Raw genomic sequence first — 23,713 nt, 5'->3', positions numbered from 1 at the left:
GACGGCTCAGCCTGCGGTGTACATCGTCGTACGCCCCCTGACCTTGGACATGCCCCATCCGGAAGAGGTGTACGCCTGTGCCCGCTCTTGTGCTGCTCGGAGCTCAGTGGGGTGACGAGGGCAAGGGAAAGGCCACCGACCTGCTCGGTGGATCCGTTGACTATGTAGTGCGATACCAGGGTGGCAACAACGCCGGCCACACGGTTGTCGTAGGCGACCAGAAGTATGCACTGCACCTTCTCCCTTCCGGCATCCTCTCCCCCGGATGCACCCCGGTCATCGGTAACGGCGTCGTCGTCGACCCGGCCGTCCTGCTCTCCGAGCTGCGCGGCCTGAACGAGCGCGGCATCGACACCTCCAAGCTGCTCATCAGCGGCAACGCGCATCTGATCACGCCGTACAACGTCACCCTCGACAAGGTCGGCGAGCGCTTCCTCGGCAAGCGCAAGATCGGTACGACCGGCCGCGGCATCGGCCCGACCTACGCGGACAAGATCAACCGCGTCGGCATCCGGGTCCAGGACCTCTACGACGAGTCGATCCTCACCCAGAAGGTCGAAGCGGCCCTCGAAGGCAAGAACCAGCTCCTCGCGAAGCTGTACAACCGCCGCGCGATCGAGGCCGGCGCGATCGTCGAGGAGATGCTCCAGTACGCGGAGCAGATCAAGCCGTTCGTCGCCGACACCACCCTGATCCTCAACAACGCGCTGGACGAGGACAAGGTCGTGCTCTTCGAGGGCGGCCAGGGCACCCTGCTCGACGTCGACCACGGCACGTACCCCTTCGTCACCTCCTCGAACCCGACCGCGGGCGGCGCCTGCACCGGCACGGGTGTCGGCCCGACGAAGATCAGCCGCGTGATCGGCATCCTGAAGGCCTACACGACCCGCGTCGGCGCCGGCCCGTTCCCGACCGAGCTGTTCGACCAGGACGGCGAGGACCTGCGCCGCATCGGCGGCGAGCGCGGCGTGACCACCGGCCGTGACCGTCGCTGCGGCTGGTTCGACGCGCCGATCGCGCGCTACGCCACCCGCGTGAACGGCCTGACCGACTTCTTCCTCACCAAGCTGGACGTGCTGACCGGCTGGGAGCAGATCCCGGTCTGCGTCGCGTACGAGATCGACGGCAAGCGCGTCGAGGAGCTCCCGTACTCGCAGACGGACTTCCACCACGCGAAGCCGATCTACGAATACCTCCCCGGCTGGTCCGAGGACATCACCAAGGCGAAGACCTTCGCGGACCTTCCGGCGAACGCCCAGGCGTACGTCAAGGCCCTGGAGGAGATGTCGGGCGCCCCGATCTCCGCGATCGGCGTCGGCCCGGGCCGCACCGAGACGATCGAGATCAACTCGTTCCTGTAGGGACGGCCGGTCACGACGCGAGGGGGCGGTGCGCCACACGGCGCACCGCCCCCTCGGCGTTACCGTGAACGCCGCCGAAAGGTCGCGAAGAGCCCGCGCCGTTAGAATGGTGTCATCAGGCCCGCACTGTCAGCCGCGGGATTACACGCCCCGGTCCGGCACCCGAGAGAGTGCGAGCACCTCTCCCGCAGACGGCGTACCCGTCTCGCCGGACGAGGACACCTTCCTTCGCTGGCACAGGAGTCGGCCCATGAGCAACGTCCTGACCCGGGCGGCGACCATCGCTTCCGCAGCCCTCCTCGCAACCACCGGCGCCTTGGTCGGCGCCACCCACGCGTCGGCCGCGTACAAGGCCCCGACCTGCCGCCTGGCCGACTTGGAGCTGACCATCGGCGAGCCGCAAGGTGCCGCGGGGTCAGTCCTCTACCCGATCGAGTTCACCAACACCACATCCCGTACCTGTAGTTTGCGCGGATACCCGGGCGTCAGCGTCGTGGACGCCAAGCATCGCCAGATCGGCACCTCTGCGATTCGCACCGGCGAGTCGTACAACACGGTGTCCGTCTTCCCCGACGACACCGTGACCGCAACCTTCCGCACCAACAGCCGGAGTGTGGTGCCGGACTGTCGGCAGAAGTCGGCAGCCGTCAAGGTGTACCCGCCGGCCAGCGGCCTGGCCGAGGAGATCCCGTACCGCCTGCGGGTGTGCGGAGCCTTCGAGATCAGCCCGGTGGTACCTGCGGAATGAGCGTACGGAACAGCGCCCCGGGGTCGGCCTCGACGGCCGGGCCCGGGGCGCTGAGGGGCTGACTCAGATGGTGTCGTAGAAGCCGAACATGTCGACGATCAGGTCGGTGTTGTCCCAGCCCATGTTCCAGAAGTCGACGATGCCGTTGGCACCGGCGCTCGCCTGGACCAGGTTCGGGACCGTCTTGCCGTACGTCCAGTTCAGGGCGGAGGCGGTGGGCTCCTCCGGCCAGACCGCGGTGCCGTCGCCGTAGGCGTCCCACGTGTTCGGGTCCGGGGTGACCGACAGGAAGCCGTCGCCGCGGGTGTTGGTGACCGTGGTGTTGAACACGAAGCCCGAGACACCGGCCGGGTTGCGGAACGGCCGCATGTAGATGTAGCCGCGGCCCCCCATCGGCCCGCCGTCCCAGGTCGCCGCGTCCCGGGTGTCGAGCATGCGGGCCGGGTCCATCGGCACGAAGGCGCCCGAGCTCTCGTTGGTGTAGAAGCCGACGACGTCGACGATCACGTCGGTCCCGGCCCACGCACCGTTGCGGACGCTGATCTGGCCGTCGGGGCCGACCGGCACGATCACCGAGTTGGCGATCGTCTGACCGGCCGTGAAGTTCACGCTGGACGTGGACGGAGCCGCCTGCCCGCTCGGGAAGACGGTCAGGTGGCCGGCCTCCTTCGGGTTGGTGACCGTCACGTTCAGTGCCACCGCGCTGATGCCCTTCCAGACACCGTTGCGGCCGGCCATCTGCACGCTGAAGGTGCCCTGCCCGGCGAGCTGGCCCTGGGCCGTTCCGGTGCCGTTGCGGGTGTCCACGGCGCGGACCGGTGCCAGCGGGTTGTAGCCGCTGGCCGCCGTGTGGCTGAAGTAGCCGGTGACGTCCGCGATCAGGTCGAGCGACTCCCAGCCGCCGTTGTACAGCTCCACGTAGCCGTCCTGGCCGACCGGCACGATCACCAGGTTCGGCACGGTCTGACCGGCGACGAAGTTGACGTTCGAGCTGATCGGCTGCACGCCGCCCGACGGGTACGCGGTGACGTGCCCGGCGCTGGTGGCGTTGGTGACGGTGACGTTGAGGACGACCGCGGTGACCCCGGCGGGGATGCCGCCGTTGCCGCCGACCTTCACGCGGGCTTTGCCGTACGCGGCGACCTTGGCCTTCGGGGCGCCGATTCCGCTACGGGTGTCCAGGAGGCGGGTCGGCCCGTACGGGGTGAAGTCGGAGCCCTCGGTGACGACGTCGAGCTGGTTGACGGCCTGCGTGTTGTTCGCGGCGTCCACCACGGTGACGGTGACCTTGTACGAGCCGACCTCGGCGTAGGTGTGCTCGTTGACGAGGTCACCGGCGCCCTGCGCGGTGGTCATGTCGGTCGTGCCGTCGCCCCACGCGATGGTGACCGCGAGCGAGGCGGCCGCGCTCGTGACGGTGGACGTCAGGCGCACCTTGTGCGCCGTCGTACCCGTGGCCTTGAGGCCGACCGCGAGGGTCGGGTTGCCCGCGGTGGCCACCGTCTGCGGGGCTGCGGCGGCCTTGCTGCCGGCCGCCGGGATGGTCTGCCGGACCGTACGGTCGGCAGGGCTCGTGAAGCTCTTGGCCTTGGACGCCGTGGCCTTCCTCAGGTCCCCGGCGGGTGCGGACACGCCATGCGCGCCCGGCTTGACCGGGTCGGCCGCGTGGGCCATGCCCGGGATGAGACCAACGCTGGCCGCGACGATGGCGGCAGCGGATATTACGAGACGGCGACTACGCACCGGCCCCCCCATTTTCGTTTTTGAACGCGCTCAGGGTGATTCCCGATCAGAGTACATAGCCTTTCGGCAGTTCTCATGCGGGTACCGACCGGGGCAGAGGCGGTTGGCCCGTATCTGCCCGGGACTGACCCGTTCCGGGCGGCCGGGCTCTACCAGGCCAGTTGCGAGATCTCCTCGGCGACCACCGCGCACGCGTCCGCCGCCGGGTCGATGAGCGGGAAGTGGCCGACCCCGTCCAGCAGCGTCAGCCCGACCATCTCCCCCGCCCGCGCGGCGGCGGCCACGTACGCCTCCGCCACCTGCTGCGGGACCACGATGTCGTCGCGGCCCTGGACCACCGCGGTGGCGATGCCCGTCGGGAGCAGGGCCGCCGGGTCGGCGAAGGGGAGGCGGGAGGCGAAGTGCTCGGGGCCGCCGAGCAGCTGCGCGCTCGCGCCGCCGCAGACGCCCAGCTCCTCCGCCACCGCGAAGTCCGCGATCGGGGCCAGTGCCACCACACCGCGCAGCGGCGGCGGGGCGGGCAGCCGCCACGGGGACCCGTGCGGGAGCACGTGCCGGGCCGCGGCCCACAGCGCGAGCTGGCCGCCGGCCGAGTGTCCGGTGACGACGACGCGGCGGAGGTCGGCCTGCGGCAGCGCGGCGGCGGCGAGCCCCGGGAGGGCGTCCAGCGCCGCGGCGACGTCGTCGAAGGTCTCGGGCCAGCGCCCGGCGATCGGGCCCTCGGTGCCTTGGTGCGGAAGGGAACGGCCGCGCCGGTACTCGACGTTGGCGACGGCGAAACCCTTCCGGGCCAGGAAGTCGGCGAAGGGGGTGACGTGCTGCCGGTCGTACGGGGCCCGCCACGCGCCGCCGTGCAGCACGACGACGAGGGGGACGGGGTCCTCGGTCCCGCCTCGCGGGGCGTAGAAGTCGACGACCTGGTCGGGGTGTTCCCCGTACGCGGCGCTCGTGTCCGGCGCGACGGCCGGATGGGAGAAGGCCGATGCGGCCTCGGCGGCGTCCCGTTCCACTGCGGCGGGGTCCGTCATCGGCTCAACCTCTCGGTAACGCGTGGGACAGCGGGGACAGATGTTCCGGTGGTCCGGTGGTCCGGGACCGTATCAGTCTGGAACGACGCGTTCCGTGCGGGGCCCGGGATGTGCCGGAGCGGGCGGAGCCGTAGCCCCGCCCGCCCGGTGATGTGACGTTTCGCTAGGGGGTCACCCGAAAATGTGACCCAGCGTGCGCGCCGCGCGCTCGGCATCGGCGAAACCGACGTAGAGCGGAGTGAAACCGAAGCGCAGGACGTCCGGGGCGCGGAAGTCGCCGACGACGCCCCGGCCGATGAGTTCCCGCATGACCTCACGGGCGTTCTCGGTGCGCAGCGAGACCTGGCTGCCGCGCCGGTCGTGCTCGGCCGGGGTGACCGACTCGACCCGGCCCTCGGGGACGTAGGCGGCCACGCATTCGAGGAAGAAGTCGGTCAGGGCGAGGGACTTGGCCCGTACGGCTTCGACGGACACCCCGTCCCAGGCGTCGAGCGACGCCTCCAGGGCCAGCATGGACAGGATGTCCGGGGTCCCGACGCGGCCGCGCCGCGCCCCGTCCGCCGGGACGAACTCCGGGGTCATGGCGAAGGGATCGGCGTGGCCGTTCCAACCCGGCAGCGGGGAATCGAAGGCGGCCTGGTGGCGATCGGCGATGTAGAGGTACGCGGGGGCGCCGGGGCCGCCGTTGAGGTACTTGTACGTGCAGCCGACCGCGAGGTCGACGGCGTGCGCGTCGAGGCCGACGGGCAGGGCGCCCGCCGAGTGGCACAGGTCCCAGACCATGATCGCCCCGGCGGCGTGCGCGGCCTCGGTGAGGGCGGGCAGGTCGTGGAGCCGGCCGCTGCGGTAGTCGACGTGGTTGAGGAGGACGACGGCGGTGTCCGCGTCCATCGCCTCCGCCGCGTGCGCGGGGTCCACCGGGGTGACGGTCAGGCCTGTCATCCGGGCCGCCGAGGCGGCGATGTAGCCGTCGGTGGGGAAGGTGGCGGCGTCGACCAGCATCTTCGTGCGGCCGGGAGCGGCCAGGCGGGCGGCGCCGACCAGAGCCTTGAAGAGGTTGACGCTGGTGGAGTCGCCGACGACCACCTGGCCGGGGGCCGCGCCGACGAGGGGGGCGAGCTTGTCGCCGATCCGCTCGGGGGCGGTCCACCAGTCGCTCTCGTCCCAGGACCGGATGAGGAGCTCGCCCCACTGCCGGGTGACGACGTCGGCGGTGGTCTGCGCGACGGTGGCCGGGAGGGCGCCGAGGGAGTTGCCGTCCAGGTAGACGACTCCGTCGGGGAGGGTGAACCGGTCACGGAGGCGCCCGAGCCCGTCGGCGGCGTCCAGGGCCGCGGCACGGCTCCGGAGGTCCGGTATCTGCGTCTGCTGCATCGGTGCAAGCGTGGGCTCAGACATGGCTGCGGGCCGTCCAGAGCTCCGGGAAGACGTTCTTCGTGGCGCGCTTCTCCAGCCAGGTCACGCCGGCCGAGCCGCCCGTGCCGGTCTTCGCGCCCATCGCACGGCGGGTGGCCACCAGGTGGTCGTTGCGCCAGCGCCAGACGAGCTCGGCGACGTCCGTGAGGACCTCGCCCAGGCGGTGGAGGTCCAGGTGCTCGTCCGGGGCGGCGTACAGGCCCGTCCAGACGGCCTCGACCTCGGCCGAGGGCTCGTAGCGCTGCGAGAGGTCGCGGTCCAGGACCGCGCCCGGGACCGGGAGGCCGCGGCGGGCCAGGAGGCGCAGGACCTCGTCGTAGAGGCTGGGCTCGTGGAGGGCCTTCTCCAGCTCCGCGTGGACGCGCGGGGCGCCACGGTGCGGTACCAGCATGGAGGCGGACTTCTCGCCGAGCAGGAACTCCATCCGGCGGTACATCGCCGACTGGAAACCGGAACCCTCGCCGAGGGCGGCGCGGTAGGCGTTGAACTGCCCGGGGGTGAGCTGGGCGAGCGGGCGCCAGGAGGAGTTGAGGGCCTCCAGCTCGCGGAGGGATCGTTTCAGCGCGTCCATCGCGACCGGGATGCGGTCCTCGCGCAGGGCCTTCGCCGCGGTTTCCCACTCGTGGACGATGACCGTGAACCACAGCTCCATGACCTGGGTCGTGACCAGGAAGACCATCTCGCCCGGGTCGTCCGACCGGAGGTGCTGGAGGTGGGTGAGGACGTCCGCCTGGACGTAGTCCTCGTAGGGGGTAGTGCCGTCGAAGTCGAGGTTCGGGGTGTCCGAACCGGCTCCGGAGGCATCAAGGGTGTTCGACATCGCTGTCTCCTCGACACGTGCTTCCGGGTAGCGGTCCGCTCCTTCCGATGGGTGAGTGGAGCCCCGGTCCCCTGCCCGCATCATAGGACCGGTTGCCGGGCCCTCTCCAGCGAGGTGTGACCGGGGTCACGATCACTTTTAGGACACTATGGCCTGCCGGGGCCCCTGGTGCGAGGCCCCGGCCACGCGCGTGTGCCCGTCCGCGCGTTCGTACGGCTCAGGCGCCGAGGACGTCCGCAGCCGTCTCGGACGAGTCGCGCAGGAAGGTCGAGCAGCGCTCGTACTCCTCCTTCTCGCCGATCGCCTCGGCGGCGCGGGCCAGGGCGTTCAGGGCGCGGAGGAAGCCGCGGTTCGGCTCGTGCTCCCACGGGACCGGGCCGTGGCCCTTCCAGCCGGCGCGGCGCAGGGCGTCCAGGCCGCGGTGGTAGCCCGTACGGGCGTACGCGTACGACTCGATGGTGTTGCCGGCCGCGAAGGCCTCGTCGGCGAGGGTCGCCCAGGCGAGGGACGAGGTGGGGTGCGCGGCGGCCACCTCGACGGCGGGGGTGCCTGCGGCCAGGGCCTCACGGCCCGGCTCGTCGGGGAGGTGGGTGGGGGCGGGGCCCCCGAGGAGGTTCTGGTGAATGGACATGCCCCCAGTCTGCCGGGCCCGGTGGTGGGCGCGCCCCACCACCCGGCGGCCCGGGCGTGTGCCCGGCGCGCTCGCCCGGGTCGGGGTCCGGGGCGGACCGGGGGGAAACGCCGAAGGGCCCGGCCGCCGTGGTGTGGGACGGGGCCGGGCCCTTCGCTACGTCGTGCCTCGGGACTACTTCAGCTTCGTGCCCGTGGAGCGCAGGTTCGCGCACGCCTCGGTGACACGCGCGGCCATGCCGGCCTCGGCGGCCTTGCCCCAGGTGCGCGGGTCGTACTTGGACTTCGTGCCGACCTCGCCGTCGACCTTCAGAACGCCGGCGTAGTTGGTGAACATGTGGTCCACGACCGGGCGGGTGAAGGCGTACTGGGTGTCGGTGTCGAGGTTCATCTTCACGACGCCGTTCTCCAGCGCGGTGGCGATCTCCTCGGCCGTGGAGCCCGAGCCGCCGTGGAAGACGAAGTCGAACGGCGAAGCCTTGCCGTACTTCTCGGCGACGCCCGCCTGGAGGTCCTTGAGGAGCTCGGGACGCAGGACCACGTTGCCCGGCTTGTAGACGCCGTGGACGTTGCCGAAGGAGGCGGCCAGCAGGTAGCGGCCCTTCTCACCCAGGCCCAGGGCCTCGGCGGTGCGGATCGCGTCCTCGACGGTGGTGTACAGCTCGTCGTTGATCTCGTGGCTGACGCCGTCCTCCTCGCCGCCGGTCGGGGTGATCTCGACCTCAAGGATGATCTTCGCGGCGGCGGCCTTGGCGAGCAGCTCCTGGCCGATGGCCAGGTTGTCGGCCAGGGTCTCGGCGGAACCGTCCCACATGTGCGACTGGAAGAGCGGGTTCAGACCGCGGGCCACGCGCTCGGCCGAGACCTCAAGGAGCGGACGTACGTAGCCGTCCAGCTTGTCCTTGGGGCAATGGTCGGTGTGCAGCGCGACCGTGATGCCGTACTTCGCCGCGACGATGTGCGCGAACTCGGCCAGGGCGACCGCGCCGGTGACCATGTCCTTGCTGTACTGGCCACCCAGGAACTCCGCACCACCGGTGGAGATCTGGATGATGCCGTCGCTCTCGGCCTCCGCGAAGCCGCGCAGCGCAGCGTGCAGGGTCTGGGAAGAGGTCACGTTGATGGCCGGGTAGGCGAACTTTCCTGCCTTCGCCCGGTCGAGCATCTCGTTGTAGACCTCGGGGGTTGCGATGGGCATCTACCGCTCCTTGGATGTGCGGGGAGTGTGCTTATTGCGGGCCCTGACCTGGGGGCGACGTCATCGTCGCGCCCATCTTTCCAGACTCCGCGCGACACTCCACCCCGCCGGTCGCCACGTGCAAGCCGAACGGGCCGGGATGTTTCACGTGAAACATCCCGGCCCGCCGAAAAAGAGCAGGTCAGAACCCACTCAGAGCAATCGAAGGGCCATCGCCACCAGTTCCGCCGAGGCCGGAACGAGGGCGTCCGGACCCTGAGACCTGTCCCTGAGGCCTAGGAGAGACCGAGGTCCTCCAGGCGGTAACCGGTGAGGTACGGGAGCCCCGCCTCGGCGATGGCGTCGGCCGCGCCGCGGTCCACGATCGTGGCGACCGCGACGACCTCGCCGCCGGCCTCGCGGACCGCCTCGACGGCGGTCAGCGGGGACCCGCCGGTGGTCGAGGTGTCTTCGACCACCAGGCAGCGCTTGCCCTTGACGTCGGTGCCCTCGATGCGGCGCTGCATGCCGTGGGCCTTCTGCGCCTTGCGGACGACGAAGGCGTCCAGGCGGCCGCCGCGCGCCGCGGAGGCGTGCAGCATCGAGGTCGCGACCGGGTCGGCACCCAGGGTCAGACCGCCGACGCAGTCGAAGTCGAGTTCGGCGGTGAGGTCGAGCATGACCTGACCGACCAGCGGGGCCGCCTCGCCGTCGAGGGTGACCCGGCGGAGGTCGATGTAGTAGTCGGCTTCCCGGCCGGAGGAGAGGGTCACCTTGCCGTGCACGACGGCCTTGTCCTTGATCTGCTGCAGAAGCGCATCGCGTACGTCACTCATGACCCCGAGCTTAATTGGGCACTAGGCGAGCCGCCGCCACGTCCAGGTCGTGGAGATCTCCAGCGGGTCCACCGGGGTGATCAGGCGCGGCAGGGTGTTCAGCCCGTTCGGCGGGCCCGACTGCGGTTCGACGCACACGGCCTCGGGCTGCTCGTCGTACACGACCACCCATTCGGACCGGCTGGTGAGCCTCAGCTCCAGCGCGCCGGGCCAGGTCAGGGTGACGTCCACTCCGTCGGGCATGCCGAAGCAGTCGTCCCAGGGGCCGGGCTTCGGGTCGATGCGGTTGCCGGTGGGGAGGTGGTCCTCGCCGCGCTCCTCCTGCCAGGCGGGGTCGAAGCCGATGCTCACGTCCCCGCCGCCGAGCCCGAGGTCGCGCCGGAACCAGGGGTGCCAGCCGGCCTGGGCCGGGAAGGAGTCCCCGTACGTCTCGACGCCCATGGTGAGGGTCAGCGCGTCCGGCGACAGCTCGAAGATCTGGGTGACGCGGCCGGGGTAGGGCCACGGGTCGACGAGGTCGTACGTGAACACCGCGTCGGTGCCGGTGGCACGGGCCCGGCGCCAGGCCGCGTCCCGGCCGAAGCCGTGCAGGGCGTGCGGCGGGTGGTTGAGCGGGAGCTGGTGGACCTTCGCCCCGTCCCGGAACTGGCCGTTCCCGGTCCGGCCGCACCACGGCACCATCGGGAAGGACCCGTAGTGCGGGCCCTCGCGCAGCAGCTCCGTCCCGTCGATGCGCAGACTGCTGATCCGGCAGCCGTTCTCCTGGTCGACAGTCACCTCGGCGCCGCCGGCGCTCAGTTGCGTACTCATGCGGTCGACCCTAGTGGGGTGCCGGGTGCCGCCCGTACGGGCTCAGCGGCGGCGGCGCAGGGCCCGGCCGAGGACGACCGCCGAGGCCACGGCGAGAGCGGCGGCCGGAGCGAGCCAGCGCAGGTTGTCCTTGGTCGTGGTGGCGGCGGGCGGGGGCACGGGGGCGTACCGCCCGCGCGGGGGCGCGTGGTCCACCTCCTCGGCGCTGCGGCCGATCATCGTGCGGCGGGCGTGGGCGGCCTCGGCCGGCGGCCCCGGCACATCAGCCTGTTCGTCAAACCCGCCGGCCAGGAAAGGATCGAGGGACGGCGGGGGCACCTCGGTCTCGAACACGGAGGCGGTGACCTCGGTGACGTCGTCGCCGTCCGCCGCGTCCCCGTCGGCCCCGGCGCCCTCGATGTCCTCGGCCTCGGCCACGGGGTCGGCCTCGTCGGCCCCGTCGGTGTCGTCCGCACCGGCGGCGGCTCCGGCCGCCAGGCCCGCTCCGGCGGCTCCGGGCTCCGCCACCGCCGCAAGCTGCTCGGCGGTCCGCTCCAGCAGCCGCTGCACGGCGGCGGCCGTGGCCTCGGCGGTGAAGCCCGCGGCGCGCCCGTCGGCGGTGCCTGCCGCGGTGAAGTCCAGCCGGGTCCCGTCCCCCTGCGGGGTCAGCCGCAGCACGAGGGCCAGCTTCACGGTCCCGCTGCCCCGGACCTCCGTGCCCTCGCCGTCGACGGCGAAGTGGCCCGGGTCACGCTCGGTGACGGACAGGGCGCCCCGGTAGGTCACGGTGTGCCCGCCGACCCGGACCTTCAGCCGGCCCGACAGCGGTCCGGACTCGGCGTCGGCGTCCTGCTGGAGTCCCGGCACGCAACGGGCCACCCGGACGGGGTCGCGCAGCACGGCGCGGAGGCTGTCTGCCGGTACCGGAACGAACACCTGATGCTCCATGCGGACGAGCCTACCGACGAGACCCGCACCCGGTCACGAATACCGCGGGTGCGGCAGGGTCGACGGCGGGAGCCCGTCCATCCGGGTCCGCTCCGCGTCGCGCGCGGCATCCCGCAGCGAGCCGGTCGACAGCGAGCGCAGCCCCGGCGTGTCGCGGTCCACGCGCAGCGGCGGCGCCTGCTCGCGGGAGGCCAGTACGAAGCCCCAGTCCTGCGGTGGCGCGTCGCTGACGCCCAGCGGCGTGCGGTCGGGTCCGGCGGCGAAACCCGAGAGGCGTCCGCCCGCGCTGTAGGGCGAGGTCCGCAGGCCCGCCGCGCGCAGGGTGGACTCGACGGTCCAGTACGTACGCGGGCGCGAGGCCAGCGGCCCGGCGTGTACGGCGATCCGGCCCCCGGGCCGCAGCGCCCGCGCGGCCAGCCCGTAGAACTCCTGCGAGTAGAGCTTCGTGCTCGGGGTGATGCCCGGGTCGGGGAGGTCGGAGACGATGACGTCGAACCGTTCCCGGGCGGCCGGCCCGCGCAGCCAGCGGAACGCGTCCTGCGTGACGACCCCGACGCGCGGGTCCCCGTACGCCCCGGCGTTGAGCGCGGAGAGCATCGGGTCGGTGCGGGCGAGCCGGACCACCCCGGGGTCGAGCTCGACGACGGTGACCGAGGCGACGTCCCGGTAGCGCAGCACCTCCCGGGCGGCGAGGCCGTCGCCGCCGCCGAGGACCAGGACCCGGGCGTGCGGGCCGGTCATGGCGGGGTGGACGAGGGCCTCGTGGTAGCGGTACTCGTCGTAGCCGCTGACCCGCAGCCGCCCGTCGAGGTACAGGTCGAGGGAGCGCGGGGAGCCGGTCCGCGGCCCGGTGAGGACCAGTTCCTGCACGCCGGTCTGGACGGCGACCCGCACCTCCCCGCCGTAGACGGCGCGGCGGGCCACCCGCTCGAAGTCGTCGGCGAGGACGGTCGCGCAGGCGAGTACGGAAAGCACGGTCACGTTCGCGACGATCAGCGTCCACCGGGCGCGTCGGCTCAGGTCGCGGCGGAACAGCCACAGCACCAGCCCGCCGCCGACGAGCGCGTTGACGGTGCCGGTGAGCATCGCGCCGGTGAGCTGGCCGAGCACGGGCAGCAGCAGGAACGGGAAGGCGAGGCCGCCAACGAGGGCGCCCACGTAGTCGGCGGCGAACAGGTCGGCGACGGCCCCGCCCGCGTCCTGCCGACGGATGCGCTGGATGAGGACCATCAGCAGCGGGATCTCGGCGCCGATGAGGACGCCGATGGCGAACGAGAACGCGACGAGCGCGGGCCGGGACTCCCCCAGCCAGGCGAAGCTCGCGTACAGCGCCACGGCCGAGAGGCCGCCGAGCAGGGCCAGCCCGGCCTCGATGGCGGCGAAACCGAATGCGGGCCGGTGCCGCAGCCGTTTGGCGAGCAGGGATCCGACACCCATGGCGAAGACCATGACGGACAGCACGACCGACGCCTGGGTGACGGAATCGCCGATGAGGTAGGAGCCGAGGGCGAGCAGCTCCAGTTCGTATACGAGGCCGCAGGCGGCGCACACGAACACGGTGGCCAGGACGAGGAGTCGGCCGGTCCCGGGCCGTACGGGCAGGGCGGCCGGGACGGTCGCCACGCCCCGCGGCTCCGGAGCCGGGAGCACCCGACGCGGGACGGAACGGTCGATCATGAACCGAACCGTACGTCACCACCCACTCACACCCGGTCACCCACATGGGTGCAAGTGACTTACTGATCCAGCCAGTTGGAGTAACCGCGCCGCAACGTCGGGGCCCCGCACCGCCGCCTGGCGCCGACACGCTCCGGGCCGCCCCGAGCCGCCCCTAGGTCAGCGCGCGCGTCTCCGCGGCGGCCGTGTCCGGGGCCCCGGTCCGTACGGCGACCCGGGTCCGGGTGGCCACCAGCTGACCCTCCTGCGGGTACGCGTGCCAGGTCCGCCAGCGCACCTGGCCCTCGTATCGCTGCGCGAGCAGGGCGGTGAAGGCGTGCGGACTGCCCGGGAAGGTGCCCGCTAGTCCGTTCGGGTGGTCGGCGACCAGCGCGAGCAGTTCCTGGGCCCGTCCCGCGAAGGACCCGCGGGACAGCGTCTCGACCCGCGCGGCGAACTCGTACTCCCAGTCGCCCACCCGCTTGGCCACGCCGAGCGGCAGCGGCGTACTGCTGCCGGGCATGCAGGCGACCGTCTCCGAGCAGAGCACCTTCCCCTCCTCCAGGAGCACCTGATGAGAGGCCCCGAGCAGGCGCAACTCGACCTTTGCGCCTGACAGTTCGAGGTTCAGTACGGCCAGGGCGGGCAGCCGGTCCCGACCCAGGGCCCAGGCGAGGTCGGCGGCACGCGTGTCGGTATAGGTGGTCTGGAGGGTCGTGAGCATGAGTCGGCTCCGCAAACGCGCGAGGGAGATGGGCCGGGGCCCGCCAGCGGTAGTCAACGGGTGGGGGGACACCGGCACGGGTCCACAGGAAGTCCCGGGAGGTCCGGGGACTGGTCTACTCAACCGAGGGAATCATGAAAGGCACGGCACTCACAGCCGTTTTACCCAAGTTGACGGGGTTTACATCCCCCCGGGGGCTTCGCAGTTCACGTGTTCAACAAGTTGCGTCCCGCGCGTCGTGCTGCATGGGCGCGCAGGACCGGCGGGAGACCGGCGGAAGACGGGCAGGAGCCGGGCAGGAGAAGGCGCCCGGCGGAAGTCAGACCCGTCGGGCGCCCTCGTCGGCGCGGTACCGGCTGCCCCGTGTCAGCTGGAACCGCACCCCCCGCCGCCGCAGGACGACGATCCGCCGCAGGACGAGGAGGATCCGCAGGAGGACGATCCGCCGCAGGACGAACTCGACGACGAGCCGCCCCCACCCGCCCACCAGCTGCTGTTGCTGCTGGAGCCGCCGGACGAGAACCCGTTCTTGGCCGAACGCACCGCCACGGTCACGACGACTACGACGACTCCGACGAACAGAAGCCCGATCACAATGAAGACGAACACGATGCCCGCCCCCTCTCTCACACCCCGGTCTTCCCGGGGGGCGGGATCCCCGCGTCCCGCGTGAAGGGGGGATGCCCGCAGGCCACGCGGCCCAAAGCACACTTGAGCAACTCCAGAGGTTCCCCTCAGGATGGCGCCCATGAGCGCACCCGTGAGCAGCGACCGCCCCTTCCTGAACCGCCGACTGGCGGCCTTCGGCACCACGATCTTCGCGGAGATGTCGGCGCTGGCCGCCCGCACCGGGTCGATCAACCTGGGCCAGGGCTTCCCCGACACGGACGGCCCCGCCGAGATCGCCGAGGCGGCCTCCCGCGCGGTCCTCACGGGCCTCGGCAACCAGTACCCGCCGGGCCCCGGCATCCCTGAACTGCGCGCCGCGATCGCCGCGCACCAGCAGCGCTTCTACGGCCTGGCCTACGACCCCGACACCGAGGTCCTGGTCACGGCGGGCGCCACGGAGGCCATCGCCGCCGCTCTGCTCGCCCTCCTCGAACCGGGCGACGAGGTCATCGCCCTGGAGCCGTACTACGACTCGTACGCGGCCTGCATCGCGATGGCCGGCGCGGTACGCGTCCCGGTGACGCTGCGCCCGCACGCCGGGGCCTTCGCCCTCGATCTGGACGAACTGCGCGCCGCGGTCACCCCCCGCACCCGGCTGATCCTGCTGAACACCCCCCACAATCCGACGGGCACGGTCCTGACCCGCGAGGAGCTGTCCGCCGTCGCCGCCCTCGCCGTGGAGCGCGACCTCCTCGTGATCACGGACGAGGTGTACGAGCACCTGGTCTTCGAGGGCGCCCACACCCCGCTGGCGGGCTTCCCGGGCATGCGCGAGCGCACGGTCACCATCTCGTCCGCCGGGAAGAGCTTCTCGTTCACGGGCTGGAAGGTCGGCTGGGTCACCGCGCCCCCGGAACTGGTCACGGCGGTCCGCTCGGCGAAGCAGTTCCTGACCTACGTCTCCTCGGGCCCCTTCCAGTACGCGATCGCCGAGGCCCTCGCCCTTCCCGACACGTACTACGAGGCCTTCCGCGCCGACCTGGCCGCCAAGCGCGACATCCTCGCCGACGGCCTCACGGCCGCCGGCTTCGAGGTCTTCCGCCCGCAGGGCACGTACTTCATCACCACGGACATCACCCCGCTCGGCGAGAAGGACGGTCTCGCCTTCTGCCGCGCCCTGCCCGAGCGCTGCGGCGTGGTCGCCATCCCGAACCAGGTCTTCTACGACGACAAGGCCGCCGGAGCGACCCAGGTCCGCTGGGCGTTCTGCAAGAAGACCGAGGTCCTCCGCGAGGCCGCGGCCCGCCTGAGCCGCCTCCGGGCAGGCACCTGAGCCGCTCAGGCGGGCGGGAGCTCGTAGTCGAACCAGATGCGGTGCGTGCCGTCCTCGTCCACGCGCAGACCGCCCGCGCCCGTGATGCCGGTCAGTGCGGCCGTACCGCTGCCCGGGACGATCGCGAAGTGTTCCGCGGCACGGGACGGTCCGCCGTCGGTGGCGGCCGAGTGGACGAAGTTGAAGGCGCCCTGGCGGCCGTCGAGGGCGCCTTCGAAGGACTCCATCGCGACGTAGCTGCCGACGCCCGCCTCCTGGTCGAACGCGGCCGTGAAGAGCGTGGACGAGTGGCCCGTCAAGGTGTCGCCCGCGTAACGCTTCTCCATCGTGGCGACGCCCACCGGGAGACCGGTTTCCACATGTGGTTGCGGGGTGAGTGAAGCCGGTGTGAAGCTGACGACCTTGAAGGTGCCCGAAGCTCTCATCATCAGATGAGCGTACTCACGAAGAGCGGGAAAGTCGGGATACATGGCAACGGGCAGAGCCTCCGTGTCCGCGTCACCCCTGGAGATCCGCGCGGTCAGGGCGGTCCGGTCGGCCGCGCCGACGACGGTCCTCGCGCTCGGAGTGTTCGCCGCCGTACGCGGCGCCGGGGTACTGGTCGTCACCCTCGGGTCCTGGTGGGCCGGACGGGATCCCCTCCGGGTTCTCGGCCAGTCCTGGGACTCCGCCTGGTACCTGGGGATCGCGGCCCACGGCTACGGCCGGACCCTGATGTGGCCCGCGACCGGCTCCATCCAGAGCGACTACGCCTTCTTCCCGCTCTACCCGACGCTGATACGGCTCGTATCCGCCGTCCTGCCCGGCGGGCTCGTCCCCGCCGGGCTCCTGGTCGCCTGGGTCTGCGCCGCCGCGGCCGCCGTCGGGGTCTACCGGGTCGGGGAGCGGGTGATCGGCCCGCGCGGCGGGCTGCTGCTCGTGGGGCTGTGGGCGGCGCTGCCGCACTCCGTGGTGCTGACCCTCGCCTACACCGAGGGGCTGCTGGCCGCGCTCGCCGCCTGGACGCTCCACGCCCTGCTGCGGGACCGCTGGCTGTGGGCGGCGGGCCTGGCCGTGCTCGCCGGGCTGACCCGGCCCACCGGGCTCGCCGTCGCGGCCGCGGTCTCGGCCACGGCCCTGTACGCCGTCCTCGTACGGGGATCCCGCGCGCCCGAGGTGTGGGTGGCCGGGCTGCTGGCCCCGGCGGGCTGGGCGGCGTACCTGCTGGCCGTCGGGGCGCGGACGGGCGATCCCGTCGGCGGCTACTTCGACGTGCAGCGGCACTGGGGCTCCCGCTTCGACTTCGGGCAGGGCGCCCTGCGCTCCGCGGAGCGGGTGCTGACCGGCGGGCACGTGCCGCTCGCCACCACCGTCACCGTGGTGCTGCTGGCCGCGGCCGGGCTGCTGGCGGTCCTGCTGGTGCTGGACCGGACCCCGCCGGCGCTGCTCGTCTACACCGGGGTGCTGCTGGTGATCGCCTACGGCGGAGCCGGTTTCTTCGAATCGAAGCCCCGGTTCCTGCTGCCGGCCTTCCCGCTGCTGCTGCCCGTGGCGGCCGTCATGGCCAGAGCCCGGCCCCGCACCGCGGTCGTGGTGACCGCGGTGCTGGCCGGGCTCGGTTACGGCTACGGGCTGTACCTGCTGCTCGTGGCGCGCGTACCTCTGTGAGCGAGACCGCCGACTACTGGCTGTCGTCGCCGTTCTTCTCGTCGTCGCCGTCGGCGGAGTCGATCTCCTTCTCCAGGCCGAACTGCTCGACGAGCCACTTGTCGAATTCGATGGAGGCGCGGACCCAGCTGACCGTGGAGGACACGAAGTGCTCCAGGTTGACGCCGGTGCCGATCAGCATCTGCGCCTCGCCGATCAGGCGGACCGAGCCGTCGTCGTGGGTGTGGCTGTAGACCTTCGGCCACAGGGTGCGACGGTTCCAGTCATCGATCGATTCGAGAAGCTGAGGCTTCTCCTCGATCTTGTGCGGACGGTCGTAGAAGGTCCGCACCGAGAAAACCTGCTGCTCGTCCTCGCCGCGGAACATGAAGTAGGTGCGGAACTCCTCCCACGGCGCCGCGAGGTCACCCTCGTCGTCGACGACGTACTTGAGCTCCATCTGCTCCAGCAGCTGCTTGACCAGATCCTGGTCGGGGACGACGGGGCCCGCGGGTCCTGTGGCCTGCGGATCGGGCTGCTGCCCTCCGAAGTTCGGAATCGAGGCCGGGTCGATGCTCACCGTGTACTTCCCTTCGTGCGGATACATGCATCCTCCCCCATCTCGCCCTCCTCGTGTCCACCTTGACGGCTACGATCCGCTCCGGGCGGACACGAGTGGGCCGACCGAGGGGGAACATGTCCGGATCACGCCTGGTGAAGGCCGTTATCGCGGTGCCGCTGCTGCTGTGCGCGGGATTCCTGTGCCTGGCGGGATGGATCGCCGTCTCATGGATGAACCACCTTCCGGGCGAGCCCGAGCCGGTCGACTGCGCGGAGGCCTTCGCCTTCGCGCGGCTCCCCGCGCCGCAGGGCGCGCGGGACGCGGCGTGCGAGCGCAGCCGGTGGATGGACACGACCTACACCGGCACGTTCCGGATGGACGCGGAGGCCGCCCGGGAGTGGATCGCCCGGTCCCGCCCCGCGACGCCGCCCTCGACGACGCCCGGGGCGCCGCCCTCGACACCGCCCTCGACGACACCCGGGGCACCGCCCGCAACGCCGCCCTCGACGGCGCCCGCGACGGTGTCCGCCGGTTCGGCCTGCCCGGCCGGCGCCGACAACGGGTGCGTGAGCACCGACACCTCCCACCCGCCGGCGGGCACCGCCGTCTCCGTGCGGGTCGGCCTCGGGTCCGGCCACGGGGACGACGGGAGCGTCCTCGTGGCCGTCGAGGCCTTCGACATGTGAGCCCCGCCGCCCCCGCCCGGAGGGCTACAGCGCCTTGCCGACCAGCAGGTCTTCGCCCGCCACGTCGACGCGTACGGTGTCGCCGTCCCTGACCTCGCCGGAGAGGATCTCCTTCGCGAGACGGTCGCCGATCGCCGTCTGGATCAGGCGGCGCAGCGGCCGGGCACCGTACGCCGGGTCGTTGCCCTTGTCCGCCAGCCAGGCCAGGGCCTCGGGCGTGACCTCCAGAACGAGGCGCCGGTCGGCCAGGCGCGCCGCCAGACGGCCGATCTGGAGCTGCGCGATGTGCGCCAGCTCGTCCTCGCCCAGTGCGGAGAAGACCACGGTGTCGTCCAGCCGGTTCAGGAACTCCGGCTTGAAGCTCGCCCTGACCATGTCCAGGACCTGCTTCGTCTTCTCGTCCACAGGTGTGGACGGATTCATCAGGAACTGGCTCCCCAGGTTCGACGTGAGGATCAGGATCGTGTTGCGGAAGTCCACGGTGCGGCCCTGGCCGTCCGTGAGGCGGCCGTCGTCCAGGACCTGGAGCAGGATGTCGAAGACCTCGGGATGGGCCTTCTCGACCTCGTCCAGGAGCACCACGCTGTACGGGCGGCGGCGCACGGCCTCGGTGAGCTGGCCGCCCTCCTCGTAGCCGACGTAGCCGGGCGGGGCTCCGACGAGGCGGGCCACGCTGTGCTTCTCGCCGTACTCGGACATGTCGATGCGGACCATGGCCCGCTCGTCGTCGAACAGGAAGTCCGCGAGCGCCTTGGCCAGCTCGGTCTTGCCGACGCCCGTCGGGCCCAGGAACAGGAACGAGCCGGTCGGGCGGTCGGGGTCGGCGATTCCTGCGCGGGTGCGGCGTACGGCGTCGGACACGGCCCGGACGGCCTCCTTCTGGCCGATCAGGCGGCGGCCCAGCTCGTCCTCCATGCGGAGCAGCTTCTGGGTCTCGCCCTCCAGCAGCCGGCCCGCCGGGATGCCGGTCCAGGCTCCGACCACGTCCGCGATGTCGTCCGGGCCGACCTCGTCCTTGACCATGGTGTCCCTGGAGACCTCGGCCTCGGCCTCGGTGGCCTCCGCCAGCTCGCGCTCCAGGTCCGGGATCTCCCCGTAGAGCAGCTTGGAGGCGGTGTCGAAGTCCCCGTCGCGCTGGGCGCGCTCGGCCTGCCCGCGCAGGTCGTCCAGGCGCTCCTTGAGCTCACCGACGCGGTTGAGGGACTGCTTCTCCTTCTCCCAGCGGGCGGTCAGGCCGCGCAGCTCCTCCTCCTTGTCCGCGAGGTCCTTGCGGATCTTGTCGAGGCGCTCCAGCGAGGCCGGGTCGGACTCGTTCTTCAGCGCCAGCTCCTCCATCCGCAGCCGGTCCACCGCTCGCTGGAGCTCATCGATCTCCAGGGGCGAGGAGTCGATCTCCATGCGCAGCCGGGACGCGGCCTCGTCGACGAGGTCGATGGCCTTGTCGGGAAGGAAGCGGGAGGTGATGTAGCGGTCGGAGAGGGTCGCGGCCGCGACGAGCGCGCTGTCGTTGATGACGACCTTGTGGTGGGCCTCGTAGCGGCCCTTGAGCCCGCGCAGGATCGCGATGGTGTCCTCGACGGACGGCTCGGCGACCAGCACCTGCTGGAAGCGCCGCTCCAGCGCCGGGTCCTTCTCGATGCGCTCGCGGTACTCGTCGAGGGTGGTCGCGCCGACCATGCGCAGCTCGCCGCGGGCCAGCATGGGCTTGAGCATGTTGCCCGCGTCCATGGCGGAGTCGCCACCGGCGCCCGCGCCGACGACCGTGTGCAGCTCGTCGATGAAGGTGATGATCTGGCCGTCGCTGGACTTGATCTCGGCGAGGACGGTCTTGAGCCGTTCCTCGAACTCGCCGCGGTACTTGGCGCCCGCGACCATGGCTCCGAGGTCCAGGGCGACGAGCCGCTTGTTCTTCAGGGACTCGGGGACGTCGCCCTTGACGATGCGCTGGGCCAGGCCCTCGACGACGGCCGTCTTGCCGACGCCGGGCTCGCCGATGAGCACAGGGTTGTTCTTCGTACGGCGCGAGAGCACCTGCACGACGCGGCGGATCTCGTGGTCGCGGCCGATGACCGGGTCGAGCTTGCCGTCGCGGGCGGCCGCCGTGAAGTCGGTGCCGAACTTCTCCAGAGCCTTGTACTGGCCCTCGGGGTCGGGGGTGGTCACCCGCCGCCCTCCTCTCGCGTTCTCGAAGGCGTCCAGCAGCTTCTTCGCGCTCGCCCCCTGGTTGGACAGCAGCTCGCCGGCCGCGCCGCCCTTGGCGGCGATGGCGATGAGCAGGTGCTCGGTGGACAGGTAGTCGTCGCCCAGCTCGCCCGCCCGGGCGTCGGCCTCGGCGAGTACGGCGAGCAGCTCGCGGGTGGGCTGCGGGGGCGCGACCGTGGAGCCGGTGACGCTGGGCAGGGCCGCCAGGAGCCGCTCCGCGCCGCCGCGTACGGCGGCCTGGTCGGCGTCCGAGGCCGCGAGCAGGTCCGTGATGTTCTCGTTGTCCTCGCCGGCGAGGAGCGCCAGCAGGAGGTGCGCGGGGGTCAGATCGGCATGGCCGTCCTTGACGGCCCTGCTGGTGGCCGCGTTCAGCGCGGCTCGGCTCTTGTTGGTCAGCTCGGCGTCCACGGGGCGGCTTCTCCTCTCCGGAAGGGGTGACGGCACCCTGACCGACTCTGTCTAACTCTGACATGAACAACCTATGCAAAGTTGAGTCTATTCCACTCAAGGCAGGGAGTCGTACTCTTCGGGCCATGTCCCATGACGCACTCAACCCGACGCCCGAATACCTCGCCTTCTGGCGGGAGCGGCACGTCTGCACGCTGACCACACCGCGTCCCGACGGAACGCCCCACGTGGTGCCGGTGGGCGTGACCTACGACCCGGAGGCCGGACTGGCCCGGGTGATCAGCAACAAGCACAGCAAGAAGGTCCGCAACATCCTGGCGGCCCAGGCCGGCGGGACGGGCGGGGCGCGGGTCGCGGTGTGCCAGATGGAAGGGCGCCGCTGGGCCACTCTGGAGGGCCGCGCGGTGATCCGTACGGACGAGGCGGCGGTCGCCGAAGCGGTGGCGCGCTACGCGGAGCGCTACGGGCGGATGCCCTCGCCCAATCCCGACCGGGTCGTCATGGAGATCACTCTGGACCGGGCCATGGGGCGCGCGTGAATTGTTGAATTCTCATCTGTCCGAATCTTGTCCGGTCAGCGACTGGACGCGGACATCACAACGGCGCCATCGTGGTCAGGTCCACGATGGCGCCGTTGTGTGGGGGTAGCGCCTGAGCGATCTGCAACGACGGGGGAATCGCTTCAGGCACTGCGGGGGGTGGCGGTGGTGATATCGGGTTCGAAGAGCTGGTGATCGCGCTGATCAAGATTGACGAAGACCATTCCGTAGCGCACCTCGCAGCGGACGGGCTGCGGCGCGCCCCGCGGGCGGCGCAGGCACCGGTAGGCACGTACGTCCTCGTCCTCCTCGCGCACGACGACGATCGGTTGGCCGAACAGGGTGACCATCAGCGAGTCCCCGGGGAACGGGATCGCCGTGGCCAGGTCGATGAACTGCCATCCCGACCGGTAAGCGGAGGCCATTTCGCGGCGGAAGCCGCGGTCGTCGGGGGTCATGCGTCCGAAGACTTCCCACCCATAACCGGCTTGGGTGCGGGGCCCCAGCCACTGTCGGCCACGACCTTGCCCCAACCACTGTCGCTCTCACCGGTGGTGGCACCGGCCCCCCAACCGCTGTCGGCGGGCGCACCGCCCCAGCTGGTCTGCGCGAGCGAGATTCCACCGACAGCAGCGGCCGTAGAGAGAGCAATGGCAGCCACCGAGCGAAGCAATTTCTTGTACATGGTCGACGTTGTCCTCACTTGATGGATTCCTCTCCCCCGCATCTCAGACGATGACTTATCGAGCCACGCCATTGCCACCGTGGCGATGCATCATGTTCCTGTACATGCAGGACCCTGGGGGTGGGAGATTTGCCGATTATGCGGATGAACCAGACACATCCCCATGCGGTGACGGACCTGTGCGATCTCGGGGCCGAGTTGTACGCGAGCGCGCTCAGCTCCGGCCGCATAGCCCGCGAAGAGGTCGAGCAGACGCCCTGCCTGCTGGAATTCGCGCTGCTGCACCCTGACCCGGACGACGACAACTGGCTCCGTCCGGTTCCACCTTCGGTGGCACTCGCACAGCGGCTGCACCCGCTGGAACGGGACATCCTGCAACGCCGGCGCTCCTCCATCGAGCTCACCGAAGCGTTTGAGCCATTCATGGCCATCAGCGCGCTGACTCCCGCGCCCACCCACGCGATCACCGTGCTGGAGGGATTCAACAGGATCAACGCGGCCCTCAACGTCGCCACCGCCGAGTGTCAGGCGGAAATGCTCACCATCCAGCCGGGCGGCGGGCGTTCCGAGAACATTCTGAACCAGGCGATAGAGCGGGACCAGCCGCTCATCCGGCGTGGCGTGAGCATGCGCACCCTCTACCAGCACACCGTGCGCCACAGCCGCGGAACGATGGCCTACGTCGACCGGATGGCCAGCGGGAAGGTCGAGATCCGGACGTTGGAGGAGCTGGTCGAGAGGCTCATCATCTGCGACGAGTCGGTCGCCTTCATCCCCGCGAGCGACGACCAGCAGATCGCCCTGGAGCTGCGGCACCCGGCGCTCGTCCGCTACCTGGCCCGGGTCTTCGAGCAGCTGTGGCGCCGGGCCACCCCGCTCAACGAGCAGATCCCCTACGATCCGACGCCCTCGGGGATCTCGGGCGTGCAGCGCTCCATCGCCCAGCTCCTCGTCGAGGGGCACGTGGACGAGGCCATCGCGCGCCGCCTGGGCATGAACGTACGGACCTGCCGCGCGCACATCGCCAAGCTGGCCTCCGCCCTGGGCAGCGGCAGCCGGGCCCAGCTCGGCTTCCTCATCGCCCAGTCGGGGATCCTGGGCCAGGTCTCGGGGCCCAGGCGGGATCCACAGCTCTGACCGGCGCCGGCGGCGCCGGGTACGCCGAAGGCCCCACCCGGGTCACCGGG

At 71.3% G+C, this 23,713-nt stretch carries 23 protein-coding genes; 7 read left to right on the top strand and 16 right to left on the bottom strand.

Annotation, left to right across the window (positions count from 1 at the left end; all coding sequences use genetic code 11):
- The first annotated feature begins 77 nt into the window (after positions 1–77).
- Together OG429_RS20815 and OG429_RS20810 are read left to right on the top strand one after the other, a co-directional pair.
- On the top strand, positions 78–1,361 hold the full coding sequence (locus tag OG429_RS20815; RefSeq protein ID WP_328926803.1) for an adenylosuccinate synthase: 1,284 nt from the start codon (positions 78–80) through the stop codon (positions 1,359–1,361).
- A gap of 250 nt (positions 1,362–1,611) precedes the next feature.
- Positions 1,612–2,109 carry a DUF4232 domain-containing protein gene (locus OG429_RS20810; RefSeq protein ID WP_328926802.1) on the top strand — a complete coding sequence of 166 codons (498 nt, stop codon included), beginning with the start codon at positions 1,612–1,614 and terminating at the stop codon, positions 2,107–2,109.
- A 63-nt stretch (positions 2,110–2,172) separates the two neighbouring features.
- Here OG429_RS20810 and OG429_RS20805 read toward each other — a convergent pair whose 3' ends face one another.
- From OG429_RS20805 to OG429_RS20750, 12 genes are all read right to left on the bottom strand, one after another.
- A complete protein-coding gene (locus tag OG429_RS20805; RefSeq protein ID WP_328926801.1) occupies positions 2,173–3,783 on the bottom strand; it encodes a PKD domain-containing protein in 1,611 nt (536 codons plus the stop codon).
- 218 nt (positions 3,784–4,001) lie between these two features.
- Complete coding sequence (locus OG429_RS20800) at positions 4,002–4,880, bottom strand: alpha/beta hydrolase family protein (protein ID WP_328926800.1); 879 nt, start codon at positions 4,878–4,880, stop codon at positions 4,002–4,004.
- Between the two features lie 171 nt (positions 4,881–5,051).
- On the bottom strand, positions 5,052–6,278 hold the full coding sequence (gene kynU / locus OG429_RS20795; RefSeq protein ID WP_443051272.1) for a kynureninase: 1,227 nt from the start codon (positions 6,276–6,278) through the stop codon (positions 5,052–5,054).
- On the bottom strand, positions 6,271–7,116 hold the full coding sequence (locus OG429_RS20790) for a tryptophan 2,3-dioxygenase family protein (RefSeq protein ID WP_328926798.1): 846 nt from the start codon (positions 7,114–7,116) through the stop codon (positions 6,271–6,273). Before OG429_RS20790 ends, kynU begins: the two co-directional genes overlap by 8 nt.
- A gap of 217 nt (positions 7,117–7,333) precedes the next feature.
- Positions 7,334–7,747, bottom strand: coding sequence for a DUF3151 domain-containing protein (locus OG429_RS20785; RefSeq protein WP_328926797.1), 414 nt, complete (start codon positions 7,745–7,747; stop codon positions 7,334–7,336).
- A 174-nt stretch (positions 7,748–7,921) separates the two neighbouring features.
- Positions 7,922–8,944 (bottom strand): class II fructose-bisphosphate aldolase, encoded by a 1,023-nt coding sequence (fbaA, locus tag OG429_RS20780; RefSeq protein ID WP_328926796.1) that lies wholly within the window; start codon positions 8,942–8,944, stop codon positions 7,922–7,924.
- Positions 8,945–9,219: 275 nt separating this feature from the next.
- Positions 9,220–9,759 carry an orotate phosphoribosyltransferase gene (gene pyrE, locus OG429_RS20775; RefSeq protein WP_328926795.1) on the bottom strand — a complete coding sequence of 180 codons (540 nt, stop codon included), beginning with the start codon at positions 9,757–9,759 and terminating at the stop codon, positions 9,220–9,222.
- Positions 9,760–9,780: 21 nt separating this feature from the next.
- Positions 9,781–10,569: an aldose epimerase family protein gene (locus OG429_RS20770; protein WP_328926794.1), complete on the bottom strand. Its 789-nt coding sequence runs from the start codon at positions 10,567–10,569 to the stop codon at positions 9,781–9,783.
- A 42-nt stretch (positions 10,570–10,611) separates the two neighbouring features.
- Positions 10,612–11,496 carry an SRPBCC domain-containing protein gene (locus OG429_RS20765; protein WP_328926793.1) on the bottom strand — a complete coding sequence of 295 codons (885 nt, stop codon included), beginning with the start codon at positions 11,494–11,496 and terminating at the stop codon, positions 10,612–10,614.
- 33 nt (positions 11,497–11,529) lie between these two features.
- The gene (locus OG429_RS20760; RefSeq protein ID WP_328926792.1) at positions 11,530–13,173 is read right to left on the bottom strand and encodes a polyamine aminopropyltransferase; all 1,644 of its coding nucleotides are present in this window, start codon (positions 13,171–13,173) and stop codon (positions 11,530–11,532) included.
- A 154-nt stretch (positions 13,174–13,327) separates the two neighbouring features.
- Positions 13,328–13,876: a DUF2617 family protein gene (locus tag OG429_RS20755; RefSeq protein WP_328926791.1), complete on the bottom strand. Its 549-nt coding sequence runs from the start codon at positions 13,874–13,876 to the stop codon at positions 13,328–13,330.
- Positions 13,877–14,195: 319 nt separating this feature from the next.
- Complete coding sequence (locus tag OG429_RS20750) at positions 14,196–14,363, bottom strand: hypothetical protein (RefSeq protein WP_328926790.1); 168 nt, start codon at positions 14,361–14,363, stop codon at positions 14,196–14,198.
- Positions 14,364–14,615: 252 nt separating this feature from the next.
- Here OG429_RS20750 and OG429_RS20745 point away from each other — a divergent pair, with 252 nt between their 5' ends.
- The gene (locus OG429_RS20745) at positions 14,616–15,818 is read left to right on the top strand and encodes a pyridoxal phosphate-dependent aminotransferase (protein WP_405679254.1); all 1,203 of its coding nucleotides are present in this window, start codon (positions 14,616–14,618) and stop codon (positions 15,816–15,818) included.
- A 5-nt stretch (positions 15,819–15,823) separates the two neighbouring features.
- Here OG429_RS20745 and OG429_RS20740 read toward each other — a convergent pair whose 3' ends face one another.
- Positions 15,824–16,243 carry a DUF3224 domain-containing protein gene (locus OG429_RS20740; RefSeq protein ID WP_328930359.1) on the bottom strand — a complete coding sequence of 140 codons (420 nt, stop codon included), beginning with the start codon at positions 16,241–16,243 and terminating at the stop codon, positions 15,824–15,826.
- A 43-nt stretch (positions 16,244–16,286) separates the two neighbouring features.
- Between OG429_RS20740 and OG429_RS20735 the strand changes: the two genes are divergently transcribed.
- Entirely contained in the window at positions 16,287–17,465 is a 1,179-nt protein-coding gene (locus OG429_RS20735) for a hypothetical protein (RefSeq protein WP_328926788.1), read from the top strand.
- Between the two features lie 13 nt (positions 17,466–17,478).
- Here OG429_RS20735 and OG429_RS20730 read toward each other — a convergent pair whose 3' ends face one another.
- Positions 17,479–18,024 carry a YbjN domain-containing protein gene (locus OG429_RS20730; RefSeq protein WP_328930358.1) on the bottom strand — a complete coding sequence of 182 codons (546 nt, stop codon included), beginning with the start codon at positions 18,022–18,024 and terminating at the stop codon, positions 17,479–17,481.
- Positions 18,025–18,140: 116 nt separating this feature from the next.
- On the opposite strand from OG429_RS20730, the gene OG429_RS20725 reads away from it, so the two are divergent.
- On the top strand, positions 18,141–18,692 hold the full coding sequence (locus OG429_RS20725) for a hypothetical protein (RefSeq protein WP_328926787.1): 552 nt from the start codon (positions 18,141–18,143) through the stop codon (positions 18,690–18,692).
- 24 nt (positions 18,693–18,716) lie between these two features.
- Here the strand turns inward: OG429_RS20725 and clpB are convergent, their stop codons facing one another.
- Entirely contained in the window at positions 18,717–21,302 is a 2,586-nt protein-coding gene (gene clpB, locus OG429_RS20720) for an ATP-dependent chaperone ClpB (RefSeq protein ID WP_328926786.1), read from the bottom strand.
- Positions 21,303–21,427: 125 nt separating this feature from the next.
- Between clpB and OG429_RS20715 the strand changes: the two genes are divergently transcribed.
- A complete protein-coding gene (locus tag OG429_RS20715) occupies positions 21,428–21,841 on the top strand; it encodes a pyridoxamine 5'-phosphate oxidase family protein (protein WP_328926785.1) in 414 nt (137 codons plus the stop codon).
- Positions 21,842–21,984: 143 nt separating this feature from the next.
- Here the strand turns inward: OG429_RS20715 and OG429_RS20710 are convergent, their stop codons facing one another.
- Positions 21,985–22,299 carry a (2Fe-2S)-binding protein gene (locus OG429_RS20710; RefSeq protein ID WP_328926784.1) on the bottom strand — a complete coding sequence of 105 codons (315 nt, stop codon included), beginning with the start codon at positions 22,297–22,299 and terminating at the stop codon, positions 21,985–21,987.
- 371 nt (positions 22,300–22,670) lie between these two features.
- Here OG429_RS20710 and OG429_RS20705 point away from each other — a divergent pair, with 371 nt between their 5' ends.
- Complete coding sequence (locus OG429_RS20705) at positions 22,671–23,663, top strand: helix-turn-helix transcriptional regulator (protein ID WP_328926783.1); 993 nt, start codon at positions 22,671–22,673, stop codon at positions 23,661–23,663.
- Positions 23,664–23,713 lie beyond the last annotated feature (50 nt).

It is taken from the genome of Streptomyces sp. NBC_00190 (assembly GCF_036203305.1).
In the GTDB taxonomy this organism is placed as follows: domain Bacteria; phylum Actinomycetota; class Actinomycetes; order Streptomycetales; family Streptomycetaceae; genus Streptomyces.
The sequence above is the reverse complement of the archived record's forward strand: the minus strand, read 5'-3'. Positions and strand labels throughout refer to the sequence as shown.